This window comes from Vibrio sp. LQ2, assembly GCF_023920125.1.
GTDB lineage: Bacteria > Pseudomonadota > Gammaproteobacteria > Enterobacterales > Vibrionaceae > Vibrio > Vibrio fluvialis.
Map to the genome: position 1 here is coordinate 2008628 of NZ_CP085308.1, position 21479 is coordinate 2030106.

Annotated in this window: 18 protein-coding genes and 1 tRNA gene; 12 read left to right on the forward strand and 7 right to left on the reverse strand. The window is 49.8% G+C overall.

Going from position 1 to position 21479, the window contains the following annotated elements; genetic code table 11:
• The first annotated feature begins 194 nt into the window (after positions 1 to 194).
• From LGV68_RS09440 to LGV68_RS09450, 3 genes are all read left to right on the forward strand, one after another.
• Positions 195 to 1850 (forward strand): ATPase RavA domain-containing protein, encoded by a 1656-nt coding sequence (locus LGV68_RS09440; protein ID WP_172558586.1) that lies wholly within the window; start codon positions 195 to 197, stop codon positions 1848 to 1850.
• 9 nt (positions 1851 to 1859) lie between these two features.
• The gene (viaA, locus tag LGV68_RS09445) at positions 1860 to 3305 is read left to right on the forward strand and encodes an ATPase RavA stimulator ViaA (RefSeq protein WP_020329146.1); all 1446 of its coding nucleotides are present in this window, start codon (positions 1860 to 1862) and stop codon (positions 3303 to 3305) included.
• Positions 3306 to 3467: 162 nt separating this feature from the next.
• A tRNA-Cys gene (locus tag LGV68_RS09450) sits at positions 3468 to 3541 on the forward strand.
• Positions 3542 to 3665: 124 nt separating this feature from the next.
• Here LGV68_RS09450 and LGV68_RS09455 read toward each other — a convergent pair.
• Both LGV68_RS09455 and LGV68_RS09460 read right to left on the reverse strand, forming a co-directional pair.
• On the reverse strand, positions 3666 to 4721 hold the full coding sequence (locus LGV68_RS09455) for an alpha/beta hydrolase-fold protein (RefSeq protein ID WP_252536618.1): 1056 nt from the start codon (positions 4719 to 4721) through the stop codon (positions 3666 to 3668).
• A 105-nt stretch (positions 4722 to 4826) separates the two neighbouring features.
• On the reverse strand, positions 4827 to 6986 hold the full coding sequence (locus tag LGV68_RS09460; RefSeq protein ID WP_158152242.1) for a TonB-dependent siderophore receptor: 2160 nt from the start codon (positions 6984 to 6986) through the stop codon (positions 4827 to 4829).
• A gap of 131 nt (positions 6987 to 7117) precedes the next feature.
• Between LGV68_RS09460 and LGV68_RS09465 the strand changes: the two genes are divergently transcribed.
• The 3 genes from LGV68_RS09465 (at position 7118) to LGV68_RS09475 (ending at position 10178) form a co-directional block, all read left to right on the forward strand.
• Positions 7118 to 8023, forward strand: a complete 906-nt coding sequence (locus tag LGV68_RS09465) for an AraC family transcriptional regulator (protein WP_252536747.1) — start codon at positions 7118 to 7120, stop codon at positions 8021 to 8023.
• Between the two features lie 150 nt (positions 8024 to 8173).
• On the forward strand, positions 8174 to 8692 hold the full coding sequence (locus tag LGV68_RS09470; RefSeq protein WP_202648295.1) for a PAS domain-containing protein: 519 nt from the start codon (positions 8174 to 8176) through the stop codon (positions 8690 to 8692).
• Between the two features lie 13 nt (positions 8693 to 8705).
• On the forward strand, positions 8706 to 10178 hold the full coding sequence (locus LGV68_RS09475; RefSeq protein WP_158146104.1) for a methyl-accepting chemotaxis protein: 1473 nt from the start codon (positions 8706 to 8708) through the stop codon (positions 10176 to 10178).
• A gap of 62 nt (positions 10179 to 10240) precedes the next feature.
• Here the strand turns inward: LGV68_RS09475 and LGV68_RS09480 are convergent, their stop codons facing one another.
• The 4 genes from LGV68_RS09480 to LGV68_RS09495 all read right to left on the reverse strand — a co-directional run bounded on the left by LGV68_RS09480 (position 10241) and on the right by LGV68_RS09495 (position 14368).
• Entirely contained in the window at positions 10241 to 11146 is a 906-nt protein-coding gene (locus LGV68_RS09480) for a CHAD domain-containing protein (RefSeq protein WP_212572464.1), read from the reverse strand.
• Positions 11147 to 11255: 109 nt separating this feature from the next.
• Positions 11256 to 12962 carry a glycosyltransferase family 39 protein gene (locus LGV68_RS09485; protein WP_252536620.1) on the reverse strand — a complete coding sequence of 569 codons (1707 nt, stop codon included), beginning with the start codon at positions 12960 to 12962 and terminating at the stop codon, positions 11256 to 11258.
• A 16-nt stretch (positions 12963 to 12978) separates the two neighbouring features.
• Positions 12979 to 13632, reverse strand: coding sequence for a VTT domain-containing protein (locus LGV68_RS09490; protein WP_252536622.1), 654 nt, complete (start codon positions 13630 to 13632; stop codon positions 12979 to 12981).
• Entirely contained in the window at positions 13619 to 14368 is a 750-nt protein-coding gene (locus tag LGV68_RS09495; RefSeq protein ID WP_252536628.1) for a glycosyltransferase family 2 protein, read from the reverse strand. The genes LGV68_RS09490 and LGV68_RS09495 overlap by 14 nt, the downstream gene beginning before the upstream one ends.
• Positions 14369 to 14640: 272 nt before the next feature.
• Between LGV68_RS09495 and LGV68_RS09500 the strand changes: the two genes are divergently transcribed.
• On the forward strand, positions 14641 to 15558 hold the full coding sequence (locus LGV68_RS09500; protein ID WP_252536630.1) for a ParB/Srx family N-terminal domain-containing protein: 918 nt from the start codon (positions 14641 to 14643) through the stop codon (positions 15556 to 15558).
• Positions 15559 to 15593: 35 nt separating this feature from the next.
• On the opposite strand, the gene LGV68_RS09505 is transcribed toward LGV68_RS09500, so the two are convergent.
• Positions 15594 to 16487 (reverse strand): LysR family transcriptional regulator, encoded by an 894-nt coding sequence (locus LGV68_RS09505; protein ID WP_020329160.1) that lies wholly within the window; start codon positions 16485 to 16487, stop codon positions 15594 to 15596.
• 93 nt (positions 16488 to 16580) lie between these two features.
• Here LGV68_RS09505 and LGV68_RS09510 point away from each other — a divergent pair, with 93 nt between their 5' ends.
• The 5 genes from LGV68_RS09510 (at position 16581) to LGV68_RS09530 (ending at position 21395) form a co-directional block, all read left to right on the forward strand.
• Positions 16581 to 17510 (forward strand): DMT family transporter, encoded by a 930-nt coding sequence (locus LGV68_RS09510; protein ID WP_252536633.1) that lies wholly within the window; start codon positions 16581 to 16583, stop codon positions 17508 to 17510.
• 155 nt (positions 17511 to 17665) lie between these two features.
• The gene (locus tag LGV68_RS09515) at positions 17666 to 18499 is read left to right on the forward strand and encodes an AraC family transcriptional regulator (protein ID WP_222777493.1); all 834 of its coding nucleotides are present in this window, start codon (positions 17666 to 17668) and stop codon (positions 18497 to 18499) included.
• Positions 18500 to 18556: 57 nt separating this feature from the next.
• Positions 18557 to 19156, forward strand: coding sequence for a LysE family transporter (locus LGV68_RS09520; RefSeq protein ID WP_061055467.1), 600 nt, complete (start codon positions 18557 to 18559; stop codon positions 19154 to 19156).
• 37 nt (positions 19157 to 19193) lie between these two features.
• Positions 19194 to 19604 (forward strand): DUF2000 family protein, encoded by a 411-nt coding sequence (locus LGV68_RS09525; protein ID WP_020430283.1) that lies wholly within the window; start codon positions 19194 to 19196, stop codon positions 19602 to 19604.
• A gap of 150 nt (positions 19605 to 19754) precedes the next feature.
• A complete protein-coding gene (locus LGV68_RS09530) occupies positions 19755 to 21395 on the forward strand; it encodes a glycosyltransferase family 39 protein (RefSeq protein ID WP_252536635.1) in 1641 nt (546 codons plus the stop codon).
• The last annotated feature ends 84 nt before the right edge of the window (positions 21396 to 21479 follow it).

Genomic DNA, 21479 nt, shown 5'->3' on the forward strand with positions numbered 1-21479 from the left:
AGTCCTTGTTTGTATTAGGGTTAATTAGTGAGCTAACTCTCAAATCTGCAAACATTGATTCCGTGATATTTCAGGGAAAGGAGATCTGATATAAGGATGCGTTCAGATAAAAATACACTTGTAACAAAGTGATAACAAATGTATAAGTCTTTCTACTATTATTCTAATGTCCAAGCCTGCCGTGGAGCGATTCTATGATCAATCCGTCTTCTGCCTCTCACGCACAAAAGGCGCTTCTCTCAGAACGTATCAATAAATTAGCCAAAGCCCTGTCTGATGGCGTGTACGAACGTGAAAGTACCATCAAATTGTGTCTTCTTGCCGCTTTGTCTGGTGAGAGTGTATTTCTGCTCGGTCCTCCGGGCATTGCCAAAAGTTTAATCGCCAAACGACTGATCCAAGCGTTCGATAACAGCAGCTATTTCGAATATCTGATGACTCGCTTTTCCACGCCGGAAGAGGTGTTTGGTCCACTCAGTATCCAAGAGCTTAAAGACAACGGTCGTTACGTGCGTCTGACGCAAGGTTACCTACCTACCGCGCAAGTGGTGTTTCTGGATGAAATCTGGAAAGCCGGCCCGGCCATCCTCAATACGCTACTGACCGTCGTTAACGAAAAAACGTTCAAAAACGGTAGCGATATCGAACGCGTGCCGATGCGCCTTTTGGTTTCTGCATCCAACGAATTGCCGGATGAAGACAGTGGCCTTGAAGCCTTGTATGACCGCATGCTGGTGCGTGTGTTCGTTAACCGCATTCAAAACAAGCAGAACTTTAAATCCATGCTGACCGTCGGTACGCCGCAGGAAGCGCGTATTCCTGACGGGCTGGCGATCACTGACGAAGAGTATCATCAATGGCAGTCTCAACTGGATAAGCTGGAGCTGAGTGATGATGTGTTTGAGAAGTTGTATCAGCTGAAAAATATGCTGGAGAAGGCGGTTGAGGATAGCCATCTGCCACAAGCCGATGTGTATGTGTCTGACCGCCGTTGGAAAAAAGCAGTGAAGCTGCTCAAAGCCAGCGCGTTCTTTAATGGTCGCGATGCGATCAATCCGCTCGATTTGCTGCTGTTACAAGACTGTCTGTGGAACAGCCCGGAATCTCGTGAAGTGGTGCGCGAAGTGATTCGCGAGTTTGCGCTGCGCTATGCATTTGACCAACTTGAGGTCGAGCAGCAAATCGAACTGTGCCGCGAAGAGCTCACCGCGATTCAGGATGAGCTGGAATCTGAATTCGGCATGATGTTGTCGATGGAAACCTCAACCGGTCTTATCAAAAAGCAATTCCACCAATATGACATCAGTAACGCCAAGAGCTACAAAGTCGGTTCGGCGTATGACTTGGTGAAACTGGTCTTGCTGCAAAGCAACATGTCGGTTTCAGAGTCGGAGAAAGGTGACAGCCGCTGGGTATACGTGCCAAAGAACGAACTGGAGCGCGTGATCAAGGAAGGTCGTGGCGATGTATATGGTTACGTCAATCAGAACACCAACCTGTGCCGTCTGCGTTTTGATGTTGATGCAAGCAACAATCTGGTGATCAAAGACATTGCCAACCGTTCGGTGCTGGTGTCACTGGTCACAGCGCAAGGTCTGGACGCTTCTTTGTATCAGGATTGGTTGGTCAAGGCCGAGCAGGCAGTGACGCAACTGCAGCATGCTGAGCACCACTTGCGTAAAGTTCGTTCTAAATTCCACGGCGCACTGCCACACAATTTTATCGATCCGGAACTGCCGACCGCAATGGAAGCGACATTGCAGCAGCTTCAGCAGCAGCTCGAAGGCACTCAGACCGAGTGCGAGAAAAGCGTGCAGCGTTTTCGCAATCTTGACCAATTCTTCTCGTAGGTGGCCTGAATGCTCGGTGTAGACGGACTGAACCTCGCGCTGATGATTGCTGACTCCGGGATCATTGATACTGCCGTCAGCGATTTAATGGGTCGTTCTCAGGTCATGATGATGGCAGAAAGCCGTGGTGTAAAATCGTCGGTGAAAAGCCATCTGCTCAAATGGCGCGGTAGCGTGAAAAAACGCATAACCCGCGTGTGCGAAACCGAGCGTTTTCAGCAAGAATTAGGACTCTATCAGGAAGTGATTCACTGGGATGAAGAGACCTTCTTTGAACGCATCCCTGACGTGGTGAAAAAGCTGGAATGGCATTCGGCGTTCTATTTGCCCGCCCGCCGTCTGCTGGAAAAAAACAAAGGCATTCACAACCCGATGTTTGCTCATTTCTTTTGCGATCAGTGGTACAAGTCGCTGTCTGATGCCATTCGTCAGGCGCAGATTCTCGAGCTGGAAGCCAACAAAGAAAAGCTGCTGGCCGATCTCTACCAGCGCATGGAAACCATCCGTAATATGGACAAGGTGACCGAATCGGGTGACGAGGCCAGTGTCGGGCGCTTGTGGGATATGGCGGCGGCCAAGCTGAGTCGCGGTGATATCTCGGTGATGAAACGTCACGCGGAGTTTCTCAAAAAGAATCAGGGATTGCAGGAAATTGCTGAACAGTTAGGTCGTATGGCCAGCGATATTGATGATCCGGATCTTAACCGTGCGCCAGCCGAAGAGCTGCAAATGGTGGAAGAGAAATCTGATGAGGCGACCGATGACATCGTCGGCATTCATGAAAGTGACGATTTAAACAAGCTGCTGCCCAACGAAACCATGTTTTTGGCTTATCCCGAGCTGGAAGTGGTGTTCTACAAACATTTGGTCGACAAACGTTTGATGAACTATCGCATGCAGGGTAAATCACGCACGCTGCGCAAAGTGCGTGCTCACCGGCCGGATAACAAGCAGGCCGATATTGAGAAAGGCCCGTTCATTGTGTGTGTGGATGCCTCTGGTTCGATGAACGGGTTTCCTGAGCAATGTGCCAAAGCGATGGCTTATGCCCTGATGCAGATTGCGCTGGCCGAAGATCGCGACTGCTTTGTGATGCTGTTTTCGACCGAACACATTACCTATGAACTGACCCGACAGGACGGTCTGCGTGAAGCGAGCGATTTTCTCAGTTACGCGTTTCACGGCGGCACCGATCTTGAACCTGTGATGCTCAAATCCATTGAGTTGATGGAGGGGGGCCGCTACAAAAACGCTGATATGGTGGTGATTTCCGATTTCATCGCGCCAAAACAGGACGAAGAAATTCTGGCCAAAGTACAGCTTCTGAAGCAGAAAAAGAACCGCTTTCATGCCATCAGTTTGTCCAAATATGGCAACCCTGAGCTGATGAGTATGTTTGATCACTGCTGGCACTATCATCCTAATCTGGTCGGGCGCTTAATGCGCAAGTGGTGAGATAACGCGTTTCAGGCGGCGTGAGCGCTGAAGAACTGGTCAATCTGGTGTAAATCTCAGCAGGCGAACTAAAAAAGTATTTTTTTGTTTGACTCTCGTCGCTCAATCCGTAAAGTGTGCAGCGAACGCAACGGGGAACGCCCCGAATGATGTTCAAGGTAAGGCGCGTTGGCAGAGTGGCCATGCAGCGGATTGCAAATCCGTGAACCTCGGTTCGACTCCGGGACGCGCCTCCATTCTTTCCTTGAATATCAAGTACCAGCCAGCTTAATGCTGGTTTTTTTATGCCTGAAATTCGGCGCTTCACGGATTCTTGTTTGAATACGACGACCCGCTAAAGGTCGAATCGCCGTATTATCTTTACTTCTCTGCCTGCGACTCACTATCAAAGTAATCTTTCACTGCTTGCGCCTGGTTCGCATCAATTTGCATTTGCGGCCAACGTTTGGCTTTATTGATCACCATGTTGAGGGAGTCGCTATCTGGCGCCAGTTGGCTACTAAGCCTAGAGTTGAGTGCCTGATAATTGGCAACGACTTGGTCACGGTTCAGTTCGCCCGGTGAGAGATCCAACTGATAGCCGCGAAACAGCCACTGTAGTCCTTGATAAACCGCCGGATGATAGACCGAGTGGTGATCGTCGTTTTCGTAGTAGTGGAAAGTGACATCCAGATTGGCTGCCGGGTGAGCGTTGACGCTCTCAGCGAAGGCTTTGAGATGATCGCGGTGAAAGGCTGAGCGGCCAAAACCTGGCGTGTAGGGGTTATTGGCGACGGCGATGTACAGCGAAGAGCGGTGTTTGAGCGGCGTAATCAACGCATGTTCAATGCGCTGATAGTTGCTTGGGTAGTCAAACCATAGGCTGGCATCAATGGAGATATAGCCCTGAAAAGCGCCTTTGTCGCGCGCCACAGAGTCGAGTGCAAGCAGCCCGCCTAAAGAGTGCCCCACTAACAGGTTGGGTGCAGTGGTACGAAATTGGCGTTCAATTTCTGGGCGTAGTTCCTGAGTCAGATATTGCAGGAATTTAGGTCCGCCTCCGGTATGCGCATAGCTCGGGCCCGCTGATTCGCCATTGGGGAGTTGAGTGGTATGGCTGGGGGTGTAATCACGCATACGATCCGTATTGTGTATGGCGACGATGATCATCGCCGGTATCGCAGGCGTCAGGCCGGAACGAAATGAATGGACGACCCCCGCAACCTGCAACAGGCGCTGATCGCCATCGAGCAGATACAGTACCGGAAAATGCTGATTGGGATAGCGAGCATACTCTTGTGGTAAATAGACGCTGTACTGGCGGTCTTCGTTGAGCAGCGACGAGTGATGAGTGTATAGCTGAGCGTAGTTGAGCGGGGCTGATTGGACAGATGACAAGCTCAGCAAGGCGGCGAGCGTCGTGATGATTTTCTTCATAAACAGATGGGTTCCAGTGTAAATCAGTGCGAAAACCCAATCGGAGTCAACACCGATTGGGTTTTGCAATCAAGAAGAGCAGGGCTATCGCCCTGCAGACAGGCGTTATTTGAATTTATAAGTGAAGCCTGCCATAACGTTCGCCGGTTCACCGTACATGTTGAATGTGGTGGTTGTGCCGACACGGTAGAAATATTCGCGGTCAAACAAGTTGTAGACGTTAAACGTCGCCTGCATATTGTCGGTGATGTCGTAGCGAATCGCGGCATCGAATAGTGCGTAACCGCCCTGATGCGTGGTCACTCCATTCTTAGTGAAGGAGTAATCGCTCACTGCGGTCATACCGCCGCCGATGTGCAGCCCTTGCACCCAGTCTGCCAGATGGTAATCAGTCCACAATGACAGTGAGTGGCGAGGAATGGCATCAAATTTGGAGTTGTGGTCGCCGGATTTTTCGTCGATATCAGTGAAGGTATAACCTGTCATCGTCATCCAGTTTTGGGTCAGGTAGCCAGTGGCTTCCAGTTCCACCCCTTTGGTTTCCACTTTACCGGTCGCCCAGTAGGTGTTGGTGATAGCGACGCCGCTGTCATCGTATGCTTGCGCAGCGATATTGTTGTCTTTCATCAGGAATACGCTGGCGCGTGTGTTCAGACGGCCATCAAGCAGTGACGATTTTACGCCCGTTTCCCACTGGTTGCCTTCACGTGGTTTGAGCATGTCGCCGTTTTCGTCCTGGCTGGTTTGCGGCTTAAACACTTTTGAATAGCTCGCATACAACGCGTGCTCATCAGTCAGGTCATACACTACGCCGGCATAAGGGGTGATCTTGCCATTAAAACTGTCGGTTTCGCTGCTTTCTGCGCCAGTAGAGAGTGTCGTGGTGGTGCTTTCCAAATCGTACCAGGAAACACGAGCTCCGGTGATGACGGCCAGAGGTTCCAACAAACGCCACGTCACTTTACCGTACAGGCCGAGTTCCGATTGCACTTCATGGACATTGCTGGTGTAGCTGTACGTTGGTGTAGTAACGCTGGTTGGATCGTAATCAAACACGTTAATCGACGCGAACTTGCGGTTGGTGTAGCTCTGTGTGTCTGATTCGTAGCGTTTGTAATCCGTACCGACGACAAACTCGCTTTGATGGCCCAGCAGGCCGAACATCTGGCTGTAGTTTGCATCAAACGCTGCGTTTTTCTGTTGGTTTGCCTGCGCACTGAACATCAGACCGGTATTGCCATCGGCATCCACCGCACCATTGGTGTAAGTCTGCTCCAGCGACATGTCGTGGTCCATATAACGCGCTGAGATCTGACCGACACCGCCATTCGGGAAAGCATGTTGCAAGGACGCGCCGACATCAGTGGTCTTGGCGTTAAAATTGTCGTCCGCAGACCCCAAATACGTGCTGCGGCTGACGTTAAGCATTGAGCCGTCGCTGTAGGCTGGCAAACCATTGGTTGGCACAATGTCCTTGGTTTGATGCAGGACGTACACCGACAGCAGGGTGGTATCAGACAAGTCGAATTCCATGGTGCCGTAATAGGTGCCATTATCGTTGTCGTTGTAATCCACCTGGTTTTTGATATCGGCGTTCGCGACAACAAAGCGGCCACGCACGGTGCCATCTTCATTCAGTGAACCTCCCATATCTGCTTCAAGGTAATGGCGATCCCAGCTGCCGTAACGCGCCGTCACCGAACCGCTGAATTCTTCCGTTGGGCGTTTCAAAACCATGTTGATCACGCCGCCGAGTTCACTGGTGCTGTTGAACAGGCCGGATGGACCACGCATGATTTCGACGCGGTCGACCGCCGCCAGAGAAGGCAGGTTACCGTATTTGCTCTGCATCGGGGATGGCAAACCGTTCAGGTTCACTTCATCGTATTCGTAGCCGCGGGAGAAAATGGAAGAGCGGCCACTGTCGTTGACCATAGTGCGCAAGCCCGGGGTGTATTTAGCGAGATCGTCCACGGCGACAAAATTACGTTCTTCAATGTAATCGTTGGTCAGGACAGTTATCGACTGAGGAATGTCTTTCAATGCCGCGGGTGTTTTGGTGCCTACCGTAGCAGAATCAACGCTGTAGCCGCCCGTTTCTTCTGACGGCGCCATGCCGTACAGCGGGTTACCATAAACCACAACCGTTTCGTCAGCTTTGTCCTGAGATTCTTCAGCCATCGCTGGTTGAAGGGATGCGAAACCAAGGGCGACTGAAATAGCCAGCGCCACTGGATTCAATGCTTTGTTTTGAAAGACCACCATAAAGCGATTAACTCCTTAAATCTATATGATAATTATTTTCATTTGATTTTGTGGGCGTTAATATATCACTCATTATCGGGACAATATTTTGCGTTCTGTTCATTTAGTTTTTCAAAATGGTCAAAGTAGTGATGAGTAATTCAGTGGTCGGAGAGTTCAACGTTCGTCAGCGCGGTTTGTTTACCGGCAGGGTTGAAAACCTGAAAGTGCAGGACGGAGTTCTGTTCCACAATAAGGACATCGTACATAAGGCCGATTTTTCTACTCAGCGCGAGATTCCGCCGCAGTTGATCATTGCCATTCCGCTGGAGAGCAAGGCGTTAATGACCTACGGAGAAACTCATCAGCTCAAAGGGTGTCGTTTCCATAAGTCCGATCCGATCGTCGCGACGGCCATTAATTACCTCGAACCCGGATTAGTGCGCGGCGCGGCCAAAGCCTATGTGCGCAGCCGCAGTATTGTGCTTTCATTTTCAACCCATTGGCTTGATACGACGATGAATGACAAAACCCGAGAGCACTTTCAGCAGGTGCTCAGCTGTCATTTGAGTCGTTTTGACTGGTCGTTACCACCGCATATCGGCCAGATGGCGGAAGCGCTCAATCTGACCAGCAGCCAAAGTGCGGCGGAATCTCTGATGCGTGAGGCATTTGCATTGGCGGTCTGGGATAACCTGATGACGAACATCAGGCAACGGTCGTTTGTGTCGTCTTTGCGCCATGACGCCCAGTCAACCCGGCTGAAAATGTTTCTGATGGAGGAAAAAGTTGACGACATGCCGCTGACAACCATTGCCCAGGAGCTGGGAATGAGCGTTTCAACCCTGCAACGTGCGGCAAGAAAAGAGCTTGGCATGAGCCTGCAACGATACCTGCGTGAGCGTAAGCTGCAACAAGTTAAGGTAAAACTGGAAGAACGCAGTGTCACCATTCAGGAAGCGGCAGAAATAGCAGGTTATGCGCATTCAGCCAACTTTATTACTGCGTTTCGTAAGCTGTTCGGTTTTTCGCCAAATCACATGAGAAAGGGGAGGTAAAAGATAATCTTTTGCAATCGATTGCCTTAATTTAATACCCCTAAAGTGGTAGTTTGCAGATTTTGTTGCATATCTGCTTGCGAGTGTTAAATGAATCCATATATTTGTCGCTATAGTTTATGTGGGTTTTATCACTAGTGGTGAGTAATCGTGAGCACAGAAAAGGAAGTCTCGTTTGGCCGCGACGAGATGATTATAAGTAAAACTGATCTTCAAGGCCGTTTAACCTACGCGAATCGCACTTTCATGCGCGTCGCTAATTTCTCTGAAATCCAGCTGTTGGGGCAGAATCACAACATCATTCGTCATCCTTCGATGCCCCGGGGTGTTTTTCATGGTTTATGGAAAACACTCAAATCCGGTCAGGAGTTTTTTGGTTTCGTCAAAAATACAACCGCCGATGGAAACTACTATTGGGTTTTCGCCAATATCACCCCGGACGTCATTAATGGCAAAACGGTAGGTTACTATTCCGTGCGCCGCACACCGCCTAAAGAGTCGATTGAGGTCATCAAAAAAATTTATCAGCAGATGTCTGAGAAGGAACGTCACGCAGACAGAAAGCAGGCTCCGGAGCTTTCCTGGAACTGGATGGTAGACACCGTTGAGCGAGAGCAAGGCATGAGCTACGAGCAATACGTTCTCGATTTGTATAAACGGTATCGATAAAAAGGACAGCGTGATGAATAACAGTCATATCAGTAAAAATATCCTGCTGCTCAGACAAAAATTTCTGGTGCTGTGCTGCGTCTTTGTGGCAGTGATCATTGGGTTGTCGATCGCCAATATCTTTTTGTACGGATTTAATTGGCTTAACTTAGTGGTGCCAGTGTTCACTGTCGGGTTTGCGTTTTATGCCTATCGCGATCAGATTCGCCCGATTATGGTGCTGGGGCGTATTTGTGATGCGCTCGAAGAAGCCAAGCAAGGCAATATTCACGTACGTATCACCCAAACCAAAGGCTTGGGTGAAGTCGGTCAGGTGGCATGGGCACTGAACGATTTTCTCGACATTGTCGAAACCAACTTCAAAGAGCTGTCGAACAGCTTTCAGCGTACTTCGCAAAAGCAATTTCATCGTAATGGTTTATCCGATGGTATGCCGGGCGAATTTGCCGCGACGATGGACAACATCAACATTGCAATTCGGTCGATGCACGATGCTCATATCTTTTCGACTCAGAATCGTTTGAAAAGTGAGTTGCACCATATCAACACGTCGAACCTGTTGATCAATCTGAAAAACAACCAGCAGGAACTGGTGTCGCTGTCGCAAAGGATGGACGATGTGCTGTCGATTGCGACGCAAAACCGCGATGGTGCGGAGGGCAGCCGTGAAACGGTGAAAGAGCTGAAATACGCGCTCGAAGACATGAACCAGCGCATGACCAGCATGGAAGAGACCGCACAACGCCTTGGCAGCAATAGTGTGCGTATTTCAGACACGATTAAAATCATCACTGATATTGCCGAGCAAACCAACTTGCTGGCGCTCAACGCGGCTATTGAAGCCGCGCGTGCGGGAGAAGTGGGACGTGGTTTTGCCGTGGTGGCCGATGAAGTGCGTATGCTGGCGGATCGCACCCGTTCCTCGACAGCAGAAATCAGCAATGTGGTAACGTCGCTGACTGAGCAGATTCAAGATATGGTGTCGCAAACCATGGCAGTAGGTGAGCAAACCGCTAAGGTGGGCGATGAAGTGAATCACTTCCACACCAACTTTGATCAGGTGGCGAATTCGTCGCAGGAGACCATTGCGCTGATCAACCAAACTAAAGACATCGCGTTTGCAACTCTGGTCAAACTGGATCACATCATCTACATGCAAAATGGCTACATCGGTCTGGAGAGCAACGGTGAAGGCAATGAGGCGCATGCAGTGAGTGTTGATCACCATAATTGTCGCTTGGGTAAATGGTACTACGAAGGTGAAGGCTATGAGTCATTCAAAGACTTGCCTGCCTATCGCCGCCTAGCGAGCCATCACAAAGAGGTGCACAGCAAAATGCATGTGGCGATGGACTTGGTGAAACAAGACTGGCTCAATGACGACAGCGTGCTGCACTCTTTGATTGCTACGATCAGTGATGCCGAGAAAGCGAGTAACCACGTGATGGGCTGTATTTCTGACATGGTGGCGGAAAAACACGGCTAACTTAACGCAAAGACAACGAAGTAACGTCAGCCGCAGTGTCATCACTGCGGCTTTTTAATGTCTTATTTGCGCCGATGAAGCTTGTGTAATGAGTGGAGAATACGTTGTTTGTTCTGCTTATGACGTTCTAACGTATGCTCAATAAATTCCGCGATCGCTCCTGAGGTTTGAACTTCGTATTGCAAAGGAGCCAGATGGTCACGACAGAAGACGATTTGACTGGCGGTGTCGTTGAATTCTCCCAACTCAGTTTGCAGCTGTTTTAGTTTCTTGAGTGACAAACCAGAACGGGTATTAAGTTTGAAAGCCAGACCAAAATCGGCCAGATAGCGTACTTTTTTACCCGCGATTCGCACGTTGTGGATGGCTTCGTCGGAGCTGTGGGCATCGACTTTGTCGATGCGTTTAAGAAGCCGCTTATGGTGCTCATTCCATTGTGTTTGTGCGAACTCGGCGATATCACCGAGGCCCATATCACTAGGATGTTGGGCGCAGTCAAGCAAACTGGCGTAGGTGGCTTGTTTCAACTCCCGGTACTCTTTGCCTTTCAGCCACAAGGTGAGCAGTTCAAAAGCCTGGGCTCGTTCAGTCTGAACAAAAGGTAGCAGCGGCGTCAGCTTCGCGAAGATCGCGGCGTCATGTGATTGAGGGTTAATAAATACATCCAGATCACGTACTTTCCCGGTCGGTTCCATCAAGGTTTTGAACTGTTGCAACAGCAGGCTGACGGGTTTGCTTTGATACAACCCGGCCATGATTGAGAGTAGCGAGCGGCAGCGGCGCAGGCTGACCCGATACTGATGAAGATATTCACTCTCCTGATCACGCAAAACTCCCGGCTCGTATAGCTGAGCAAGTTGAAACTCATTCACGAGATACTGACTGAACAGCCAGAAAGCGGGTGTGCCAGGCTCGTTGCTAAGCTGCGTAATCGGGTTGGACAGGGTTAAGGGAGAAAACTCGCGCATGATTCACCTCCGGTACACAGAGTGTAGCGCGCGGAAAAGCGCTTGCGCATGGCAGACAATAAAAAACCGGGCCAATGACCCGGTTTTGTCTTTATCTGACACAATTGCCTCAGCGAGGCATGGGCATTGAATAGCGCTGAATGCGATCCGGCGGTGTACAGGTCGGCGTCAGGCTATCCTGACCAAACAGCATCCAGCTTTGGCGGTGGCCGTAGCCCAGCAACTTGGCTTTGCTGTTGTCAAAACATTCTACGTCATCACGTTGTGCCATCATGATGAAACGATTCGGCTTCTCTTTCATCCACAACCAAGCATTGCGGAACTGCTGGTCAGGTTCTGCGAGATAACTGAATTGCGTCAACGGAATCGGAGAGAACAGCAGGAACTGCTCCTTAAATTTCACCAGACCCAGTTCGCCATCTTGACCAATTTGCTGCGCGGCATCGGCCATGATCTCTTTAGCGGGCGTTCGGAGCGGGTTGAGCAAAGTGTATCCCCAGGTGCTGTAGAGCAGCCAGGTACACGCCAATACGCTACCAAGAATGCAATACACTGATTTTTGACGCAGAAACACCAGCAACAGTGTCCAAATCACCCCAGCGCTGGCGAGAAACAGAGTCAGGGATGTGGTATCTATCTCATCTTCGAGGTGCTTGGTAATAATATGGCTATCAAACAGCGCCAGCCCCGCACCAACCAACAAAATAATACACACCAGCCACAGGAAGCTTTTAATAAAGCCGCTGAGAACACGATGCGGTTTGAAATTGGTCATCCATGGTGATACCGCGAGAACCAGCATCGGAATGGCAGGCAGCACATAAACGCCGCGTTTACCCGGACTGATACTGAAGAAAATGATCACCAGTACTACCCAAATCAGCAACGATTGAATCACTGGTGTTGCGCGGTAGTTTTTCCAGTAACTCTTGCTCATCAGCATGAACGGAACCGGGAACCAGAACAGCGGGATCACACCAGTGATGTAGTAGTGCCATGGCTTGATGTGGCCCCAGGAGTTGGCGTAACGCTCACCAGTTTGTTTAAACAGAATATTGTTTTTGTAAGCAGTAAAGTCCGGATTGCCGCTGATATCGGCGTAATGCAGCATCGGCAGTAGCCACATGGCAATCACAGCCAGCATCGCTAGCGGCCCCAGTGCATATTTGACAGCATTGGCCAACGAGAAAGGTGTTTTATGGCGGATTGCCTTAATGATGACGGGAATCAGGAAGAAGACTGGCAGAAAGCCAACCCCTTTGGTGATGATGCCCAGCCCCATAAAGGCCCAGCTGGCAAAGTACCAAATCCAGTTCTTCTTGATGTAAAAGTGATAAACAAAACCATACATCGCCAGAGTCACCCAGCAGGCGACCATCGCATCAATCTGAGCGGTTTTGGCTTGCAGTACAAACTGCGGCACGATGAGCATCAGCAGGAAAGCATTGCGTGCGACGCGCACGTTCCACAGCTTGGCTGCCAGATCGTAAACACACAGCAAAGTAATCATGCCGGCCAAGGCGTTCGGGATCATGAACGCCCAGTCCATATTGCCGAGCCATGAGTAAACCAGAGCGATCGCCCACATGAACACTGGTGGTTTGTCCGGATACAGCTCGCCACCGCGCATTGGGAAGAACCAGTTTCCGGATACCACCATTTCACGAGCTACTTCAGCAAAGCGTGGTTCATCGGCAGGCCAGGGCGAGCGTAAGCCAATACCGGCAAAAATAATGATGAAAGCGAAAACCATCAACAAAGAGAGCACTTTGTAGTAGTCATCGCTATGAAAACGTTCAGAAATCTGTTTGATCATAAAAGGTAGAGTCCTGCTAAATGGTCGTCCTGGTGTGTGATTTACGGTATTTCTGGTAGAGATGCCCGGTCAGCACCATGCTGATGATGCCAAGCGCAATACTAATAATCAGCTGCCATTCATTGGCGGAGCCGACACCGGATCCCGCCAAGGAAAAAATCAGCGTTTGCGGCAGATAGCCAATCAGTGATGCGCCGATGAACGCCTTGACCGGCACACTGGCAATGCCGGAGAGCAAATTGGTAATCAGGTTGTTGCCAACGGGAAACAGGCGAATAATGAGGATTTTCGAAAACGGTGCTGAGCCGACAAATTGTCGGAACTGCTCTACTCGGCGACCAAATTTTCGCGTCAGTGTCGGCTTGAGAGTAAAGTGTGCCACCGAATAGCTGCACAGCGCGCCACCGAGCGTACTCAGTACACACAGCGCGGTGCCCCAAACACTGCCGAACGCAAAGCCGAAGGTAAAGGCGATCAACTGACGCGGGCCGCCACAACCGGTAAACACGGCACCAAACAATAATAAGGCCATGGTGCCGGAGGTGCCATTATTGATCAGGTAACTTCGCACCCAGTTTTCATCGGCGATGTTTTGCCAAAGTTCACTGTTGGATTCGCGATAGATCAGAAAAGCGATCGCGATTAACAGCGCGATTTTAACGATTTTCATAATCTGCTTTTGTGTAGGCCAGTTCGACTTCGGGCCATTTAGTGCGGCGACGCAGCCACATCACGCCAAACAAGTCGACGATACCCACCCACAAACGATTCCAGACATTGTATTTGGAAACCCCGACAGAACGCTGACGATGATGAACCGGATGGACCACAATCGTGCCGTTCATACGACGGATCAACGCTGGCAGAAAACGGTGCATGTGATCAAAGTAGGGCAGCAACAAAAATGTTTCTTTGGGGAAGAGTTTCAGGCCACAACCAGAGTCTGGCACTCCGTCGGCAAGAAACGCCTGACGAATTCGGTTCGCCACTTTGGATTGGAAATTCACCCACGCGGTGTCTTTGCGTTTGTTGCGATAGCCAGCAATACAGAAGTGAGGCTCAGTCAGCTGGCTGGCTTTGCCCAGCATCGGAATGATATCGGCCGGGTCGTTTTGGCCATCCGCATCGAGAGTCGCGATTAACTTGCCTTTTGCGTTACGGATTGCGGTATGCACCGCAGTACTCTGACCGCAACTCTTGGGATGGCGCATGACCGTCAGCGCGCAGTCCAGTCTGGTTGCGGTGTCGATCGCTTCCTGTACGGTAGCATCATCACTGCCATCATCCGTGAGGACGACTTCGAATTCGATATGGGTATTGAGCGCGTGATGTATTTCTTCAATCAGGGGGCCGATATTGCCGGCTTCATTTTTTGCGGGAAGAACAACTGACAATTGAGGCTGCATATTGAAATAAAAATCCTTTTTGTATGAACTGCGTTAGTTTAGCCACAAAAGTGTGAAAAAAAAGTGAATGCCTACTGATAAAATTGAACAATTAATTTTCATATTGCTCAATGCATTTAGTTGTTATCACTATCAATTGTGAAGCTGTAATCCATTACTTAAGTAAATACTGAAGTATCGAAATGGATTAAGCAACTGAAGTATCTGTGTAAACTAACCGTAACAACTCAGAACTAAGCTTGCTCATCGCGATTCTTAAAGGATTTGAGAGAATGAAATATTCAGCACTACTTTTCACGTTGTTTGCGACGTTAAACACATCCGCTTGGGCGATTGATCTGACCAAGGTTCATCAGGGCGATGTACTTCCTGTGACGCTGATGGAACTAAAACCTACCCAACCTTCCGTGGGTTATGACCAGATTTATTACAAGTTAGGACGCTATCAGCAGGATGCGGAAAAGCAATTTGATGAAATTTGTGAAGCCAACGGACAGAAGGGAGTAAGCCATTTTGATGCGCAATCCCAACCCGCCATTGCAACCAGTTTTGAGTGCAAGGAACCAGTAGGTGCCGAGCGCAAGGATATGAAAACGGTGGTCATTGCGCCGAACAGTCAACTCTATCTCACCGACGGTCATCATACCTTTAATACCTTCTGGCATATGGAAGGTGGTGGCAGTGAGTTTCCGGTCAATGTGCTGGTGGACAAAGATTATCGTGGGTTGAAAACCATGGATGCGTTCTGGAAACAATTAGATCTGGACAAAAACACCTGGCTGTTTGATGTCAGCGATCAGCCAATTTCTTCTCAGTTGCTGCCAACGACGCTAGGTATGGAAAACTTTGCCGACGATCCGTATCGTTCACTGATGTACTTTGCGCGCGATGTCAGTTGGGACAAGCCAGCTCAGCCCGTGCCGTTTCTTGAATTTTACTGGGCGAAACAACTTAAGCCGCAGTTACCGCTGGCGCCATTCGATCTCAACACCGAGCAAGGCTACTTAAATGCCATCGAGGCGGCGTCTAAGCTGATCCTGGCTGAACAGAGTAACGATATTGGCGGCTCTGGCCTGTCGGCGAAAGCCATGGGACAGTTTGATCATTTTGATGCGAAGAAGTTTAAAAAGCTCAGCAAACAGAACAGTAAACTGAGCTACATGTTGGGCTATAAAACCGCTCAGCAATAGCCAGTGTAGCGATGAAAAGCAGTGAGTTGGCGAGGCTAGTTCACTGCAAAGCGCTGCATGACGAACTCAACGAACAAACGTACCCGCAGCGGCAGGTGGTCACGATCGCGATAGAGCATAAACAGTGTTCTGACTTTGCTGCTCCAGTCGGGCAGGACATGCGTCATCTCCCCTTGGGCGATCATGGGTAATGCGAAGTAATCCGGTACATAGCCGATGCCAATCCCGGTCTTCACGGCATGGGTAAGCATTAATACTTCATCCACTTCGAGACGAACACCTTTCTGCGGGTGATAATCAAATTCCTCGCCACTCGCTTTATTCACCAATTGCCACGGAATCATCGGACGACAAATGATGGTCGGATGCCCGCACAGCTTCTCTGGTGTGGTAATGGTGGAAATATCGTAATCGGGATGCGCGCACAAAATGAAATGGATGTGTTTCAGTGGCCGCGCGATCCAGTTATCGACCACCGGGCTTCCTACGCGAAACACCACGTCCATGCCTTCTGCTTCAATATCAATCAAAGAGTTGGAAAAACTCAGGTCTAACTGAATATCCGGGTACTGCAACAGAAAATCATAAAAAATGGTGCGCAAGAACTGGGAACCGGCATTGATCGGTGCAGAGATGCGAATTTTTCCTTGTGGCTGATGTTTATCCCGGTGCAGATCTTCATCGATATCATCAAGTTCATCAAACAGCGCCACCGAACGTTGGAAATATTGCTCACCCGTGCTGGTTAACACCACACGATGCGCATCGCGATTGAGCAGACGAAGCTGCAAATCGGCTTCCAACTGGCGGATACGACGACTTAATGTTGAGAGTGGCATGCCCAATGATTGGGCGGCATCTTTGAAGCTGCCGGAGCGTGCTACAGCACAAAAACAGCGCAAATCGTCTAACGAATAGCTAGGTTTCATTATTGGCATTTACTGTCTTAATTTTGCTTGTTTATCCAGTTATTGAAATCAATACACTAGTGAAACTGTTTTGACAAGTCATTCGGAGTGACGATGAAATCTGATTCAACGATGAAAGCGATTGTTCTGCTCATTATCTGTACCTTCTTTTGGGGCAGTTGCTTTCCCATTGGTAAACACGCGCTGGACGAGGTGCATGCGCTGACACTGGTGTTCTGGCGCTTTGTGATTGCGGCTGCTTGCTTGGGGCTCTATATCAAAGCGGCGCGGATGTCTAAGCCTCAGCTGAGTTCGCGTCAGTGGTTGTGGGTGATTGCGGTCAGTGCCGTTGGGGTTGGCGGGTTGAACCTCGGGTTGTTTACTGGTCTTGCGTACACCAATGCGACCAACGGCTCATTGATCATGGCGCTCAGCCCACTGATGACGTCGCTCATTGCCTGTATTGCGCTGCGCACCCTGCCTTCGTTTGCCCAGTGTTTTAGCCTGCTGGTGAGTTTAACCGGCGTGCTGATGGTGATCACTAACGGTCACTTGGAAACGCTGTTTTCGATGGAGATCAATCACGGCGATAAACTGATTTTCTGCGGTATGCTGGCCTGGAGTCTTTACACTTACTTCAGCCAAGGCATCAGCCGCTGGATGCCAGTGATTCCTTATACCTTTGTCGGCATGTTAAGTGGTGCGGCCGTCATTGGTGCGATGTGCCTGGCATCGCCAGAAGTACACCCGTTTGCCGAGCTGTGGAACAGCAGCACGCTGGGGGTTTCGGAAGTGGTGTACATCGGTGTGTTTGGTACGGTGGCGGGGTATCTGTTGTGGTTGAACGGTGTGCGTCATCTTGGTTCGGCCAATGCCGCGCTGTTCTTCAACTTTGTGCCTATTTTCTCTGTGCTGACCTCTTTTATGCTTGGTCAAGCGGCCACTCAGCTACAACTGGTCGGGATTGCGGTGGTGATCGCAGGCTTGTTGCTGCCACGTGTTCGTTTGATTAAACGCCAGCCAAAAGTGTGCCCAGATGCTTGACTGTCGAGTGGCTTGTTAAATCCAAAAGGCGAGAGAATTTCTCGCCTTTTTTTGTCTCTGGCGTCCTCGCTGCGAAAGTTCGCAATTTTGTTCTATTCAACCACGGCGTGCGTTCCTATACTGGCTTTATTGATTAACGCGAGTGAATGAACCTCATGCAAGAGCAGTTTCAGTATCTTCCCAGCCAACATACCGATGGTCTGAGCGCCTTTTCTGCCCGAATGAAGGAGTTCAGCTACGATAAGCATGCGCATGAAGAATACAGCATTGGTGTGACTCGCAAAGGTCGTCAGGATTTTTTCAGCGGCGGCGCGTATCACAAAAGCAATGTGGGCAATGTGATGATCTTCAATCCTGAGCAGGTGCATGACGGCTGTGCCGGGGAACGCTCGGCGCTGGAATACGAGATGCTTTACATTCCGCAGCACACGCTGATGGATATGATGCAATCTTTGGGGCAAATTACGCCCGATCAGGCGCGTCTCAAGCAATCGCTGTTTCATGATGAACAGCTGCGCCATCAAGTGCTGAATCTAAGCCAGATGATGCGCCAGCCGACGCTGTCTGCGTTAGAGGAAGAAGCAGCGCTGCTGGCGATTGCCCAATCGATAATTCGTTTAGGTGGCGGTTCGCTCAACGCCGGACATTATCATGGCCGCAAAGACACACTCTTGCTGCGCGCCAAAGAGTACATTCTTAGCAACCTCGATCAAAAGCTGAGCGTGGATGACATTTGCCAAGCCGCCAATATGTCGAAGTTCCATTTTATTCGCCTGTTCAACGAACAGTTCGGCATGACGCCGCATCAGTACGTGCTCAACTGTCGGGTGAACCGCGCCAAGCAAGCGCTGGAAGTGGGCGACAAAGCGTCGGATGTGGCGATCGACTTAGGCTTTGCTGATGTCAGCCATCTCAATCGTAAATTCAAACGGGTTTTTGGCATCACGCCGCATCAATATCAGCGACAACTGCATACCAGCAACAGCTGAATATCAACGACAACGGATCGTCTGATTCGTCAATCTTAACCACTCTCAGAGCAATCCATGACAGACATAATTCTTTATGCCTTTGGCGTGATGTACACGCCTGGGCCGGTGAATGCTATTGGCCTCAATAATGGCATTCAAAAACAACAACGTATTTTCGGCTTCTTCTCCGGTGTTGCGGTCGCGATGTTCATCCTGTTTTTCAGCGTTGCCATGATTGGCGAGCGGATCATGAACGAATCGCTGCTGCAAGGTGCATCGGTGCTGGGCGGGCTGTATATCTTCTGGCTGGCCATCAAAATATTCCGCTCTCAAGTGAGTAAAGACAACAGTGGTGAAGATAAAAATAGCGAGGTGCGCGCGCTGACATTTCGCGATGGATTGATGATGCAACTGCTCAATCCCAAAGGCATCACGGTTGCGTTGCCTGTGGCGACGGTGCAATTTCCTGCGGCGGGGATTGCGGGTGTGAGTCTGTTTGCCTGGTGTGTGGGGCTCGCAGTGTTTGCCTTTGGCGCGCCTTGGTCTTATTTCATTTTCGGACGACTACTGGGCAACAACATTCGTCAGGCGAGTTACCTCACGCTAATCAATAAACTCATGGCGCTGTTTCTGATGTTTGTGGCGGTGAGTATGGGGCTGAGTGCTTTTTTGTAACATTATGATTAATAGAGATAATTCAAAGGGAAATACCATGCAGTTTGATACCAAATTTGCCATTGTGGTGGCAGACGATTTGCCAACCTGGCAGAAACTCAATGTGGTTAGCTTTCTTTCCGGCGGCGTAACCGGTAGCCCGCAAGTGAAAACCGGGGAATGTTATCGCGATGCCTCAGGCAATGCATACCTGCCTTTGTGCGTGCAGCCGATCATCGTGCTCAAAGCGAGTCGAGAAAAGCTCTCCACTTTTGTTCAGCGCGCGAATCGCCAGCAAGCAGAGATGGCGATTTTTGTCGAAGACATGTTCGCCTCCGGTCATGACGAAGCAAACCGCCAAACGGTCAGCCAATACACGAGCGAGCAATTACCGTTGGTCGGGCTGGGGATGTTTGGTGATAAGAAACAAGTGGATAAAGTGTTTAAGGGAGCAAAGTTGCATGATTAAACATGCATGATGTGCGGTAAACAGCAGAGTCGACATTGAATTCCTTTTATTAGATAAAACTCATTTATAGTTAATCAAAGGTTCACCTTGGTGAACTAATAATAAAATTCAATCGATTACCTAGGATTCACTGGGTGAATAAGGGATTCAATGTCGGCTAGGAAGCAGGTGTTCTCGATAGCACCAAACATTCAATATGCAGTTTTGGCACTGATGGTTGCGCTGTTTTTTATTTCAGTGAACGTTTTATTCAGACCCATCTTCCCAATTGATGAAACACGCTATGTGTCCGTTGCCTGGGAGATGTGGCTGGATAACAACTGGTTGGTGCCCCACATCAACGGTGCGACTTACGACCATAAACCACCATTCATGTTCTGGCTATTCAGCAGCATCTGGGCGCTGTTTGGTACCTCTGAAACCGTTACCCGCATGGTTGTACCGGGTTTTTCACTGATTAACCTGTATCTGGTAAGCAAGCTTGCGCAAAAAGTGTATCCGGATTCACCGCAAGCGAAATGGTTATCCCCGTTGATCCTGATTAGCTTTCTCGGCTGGTTTTTGTATTCGGGTATGATCATGTTTGATCTGATGCTCACAGTCTTTATCCAACTCGCTGTTATCAGCGTGTGGAAATTCGCACAAACCGATCGCATTTTTTGGGCTCGTTTGAGCGGCGTGTTTCTGGGATTGGGCATGCTGACCAAAGGGCCAGTGGTGTTTGTGTATTTCATCCCCTTTATTGCTCTGGTTCGTTTATGGCATCCATCGCCGTCAAGAATCAATAAAGCTTTTTTCAAAGCGATTGTGCAGAGCGTATTCATTGCGATTGCGGTCATTCTGGCTTGGGCGATTCCCGCTGCGATTGCCGGTGGCGCGGAGTACGCCAAAGCCATCTTCTGGGGGCAGTCTGCGGGGCGCATTCAGGATTCGTTTGCCCATGCGAGGCTATTTTATTGGTATGTCATGCTATTGCCAGCGCTGTTGTTTCCTTGGTTCTTCCTGACGGGCTTCTGGCGCAGCCGCCCTTGGCTGGGGGGAGAACGCAGCGATACCTTCTGTTTGGCGCTGTTCGTCATTGTGGTCGCCATATTCAGTTGCTTCAGCGGTAAGCAGATTCACTATCTGTTTCCGGTGTTTCCTTTCGCTGCTATCTGGGTTGCGAACCGCCTCAGTCCTGAAAAATTCACGACGGAACCTGCGGTCATTGCCATGCTGGTTTTTGTCGCGATTGCGATTCTGAGCTCGCCATTGTGGGTCGAGAAAGTCTTTCGCAGCGCTCAAATCACCGAGGTATACCAAAGCTGGGCGCTGTTACCTGTCGCTTTCATGGGTTTGTTGCTGTGGAAAAGGCCTCTGCCGTTTGAACGTCTGGCGCTGAACCTTGGCGCACTGATGCTGAGCTTATCTGCGCTGTTGGCCAGCTTGTCACCAATCTTGAACAATCTTTACGACGTGACTGACATTGGTCGTCATATTCATCAGTTGCAAGCCAGAGGTGCCAGCGTGTCGTTTGTCGGTAAATACCACAACACCTTTGGTTATGCCGGCAGACTGGAAGCGCCGCTGATTCTGATCCCCGGGTCAAAAGAGGAGCGGGATGCATTTCTGAGTACGGAGCCGGGTTATACGGTGTGGATTCAACGTAAGAAAACCGACCCATTGGCAGAAAATGCCGTCTATATGACACCGTTTCGAGGCAAGTGGCTGTTTATTATGGATAACCAAATGCTTGAAAAAGTACTGCAAGAGAACCAGACCAATAATCTGGTGGTGGCAGAAGATTCTTAACTTTTCGTCATAGCGGCATCGCCTTCGTATCTGACTCAACATTGCCCGGCGAATACGTGCAGTTCGACTACACTCAAAGTAGAG

Excerpts from the sequence above, each read along its gene's own strand:
- LGV68_RS09440 (WP_172558586.1), top strand. The coding sequence starts at position 195 with ATGATCAATCCGTCTTCTGCCTCTCACGCACAAAAGGCGCTTCTCTCA.
- viaA (WP_020329146.1), top strand. The coding sequence starts at position 1,860 with ATGCTCGGTGTAGACGGACTGAACCTCGCGCTGATGATTGCTGACTCC.
- LGV68_RS09455 (WP_252536618.1), bottom strand. The coding sequence starts at position 4,721 with ATGAAGAAAATCATCACGACGCTCGCCGCCTTGCTGAGCTTGTCATCT.
- LGV68_RS09460 (WP_158152242.1), bottom strand. The coding sequence starts at position 6,986 with ATGGTGGTCTTTCAAAACAAAGCATTGAATCCAGTGGCGCTGGCTATT.
- LGV68_RS09465 (WP_252536747.1), top strand. The coding sequence starts at position 7,118 with ATGAGTAATTCAGTGGTCGGAGAGTTCAACGTTCGTCAGCGCGGTTTG.
- LGV68_RS09475 (WP_158146104.1), top strand. The coding sequence starts at position 8,706 with ATGAATAACAGTCATATCAGTAAAAATATCCTGCTGCTCAGACAAAAA.
- LGV68_RS09480 (WP_212572464.1), bottom strand. The coding sequence starts at position 11,146 with ATGCGCGAGTTTTCTCCCTTAACCCTGTCCAACCCGATTACGCAGCTT.
- LGV68_RS09485 (WP_252536620.1), bottom strand. The coding sequence starts at position 12,962 with ATGATCAAACAGATTTCTGAACGTTTTCATAGCGATGACTACTACAAA.
- LGV68_RS09490 (WP_252536622.1), bottom strand. The coding sequence starts at position 13,632 with ATGAAAATCGTTAAAATCGCGCTGTTAATCGCGATCGCTTTTCTGATC.
- LGV68_RS09495 (WP_252536628.1), bottom strand. The coding sequence starts at position 14,368 with ATGCAGCCTCAATTGTCAGTTGTTCTTCCCGCAAAAAATGAAGCCGGC.
- LGV68_RS09500 (WP_252536630.1), top strand. The coding sequence starts at position 14,641 with ATGAAATATTCAGCACTACTTTTCACGTTGTTTGCGACGTTAAACACA.
- LGV68_RS09505 (WP_020329160.1), bottom strand. The coding sequence starts at position 16,487 with ATGAAACCTAGCTATTCGTTAGACGATTTGCGCTGTTTTTGTGCTGTA.
- LGV68_RS09510 (WP_252536633.1), top strand. The coding sequence starts at position 16,581 with ATGAAATCTGATTCAACGATGAAAGCGATTGTTCTGCTCATTATCTGT.
- LGV68_RS09515 (WP_222777493.1), top strand. The coding sequence starts at position 17,666 with ATGCAAGAGCAGTTTCAGTATCTTCCCAGCCAACATACCGATGGTCTG.
- LGV68_RS09520 (WP_061055467.1), top strand. The coding sequence starts at position 18,557 with ATGACAGACATAATTCTTTATGCCTTTGGCGTGATGTACACGCCTGGG.
- LGV68_RS09525 (WP_020430283.1), top strand. The coding sequence starts at position 19,194 with ATGCAGTTTGATACCAAATTTGCCATTGTGGTGGCAGACGATTTGCCA.
- LGV68_RS09530 (WP_252536635.1), top strand. The coding sequence starts at position 19,755 with ATGTCGGCTAGGAAGCAGGTGTTCTCGATAGCACCAAACATTCAATAT.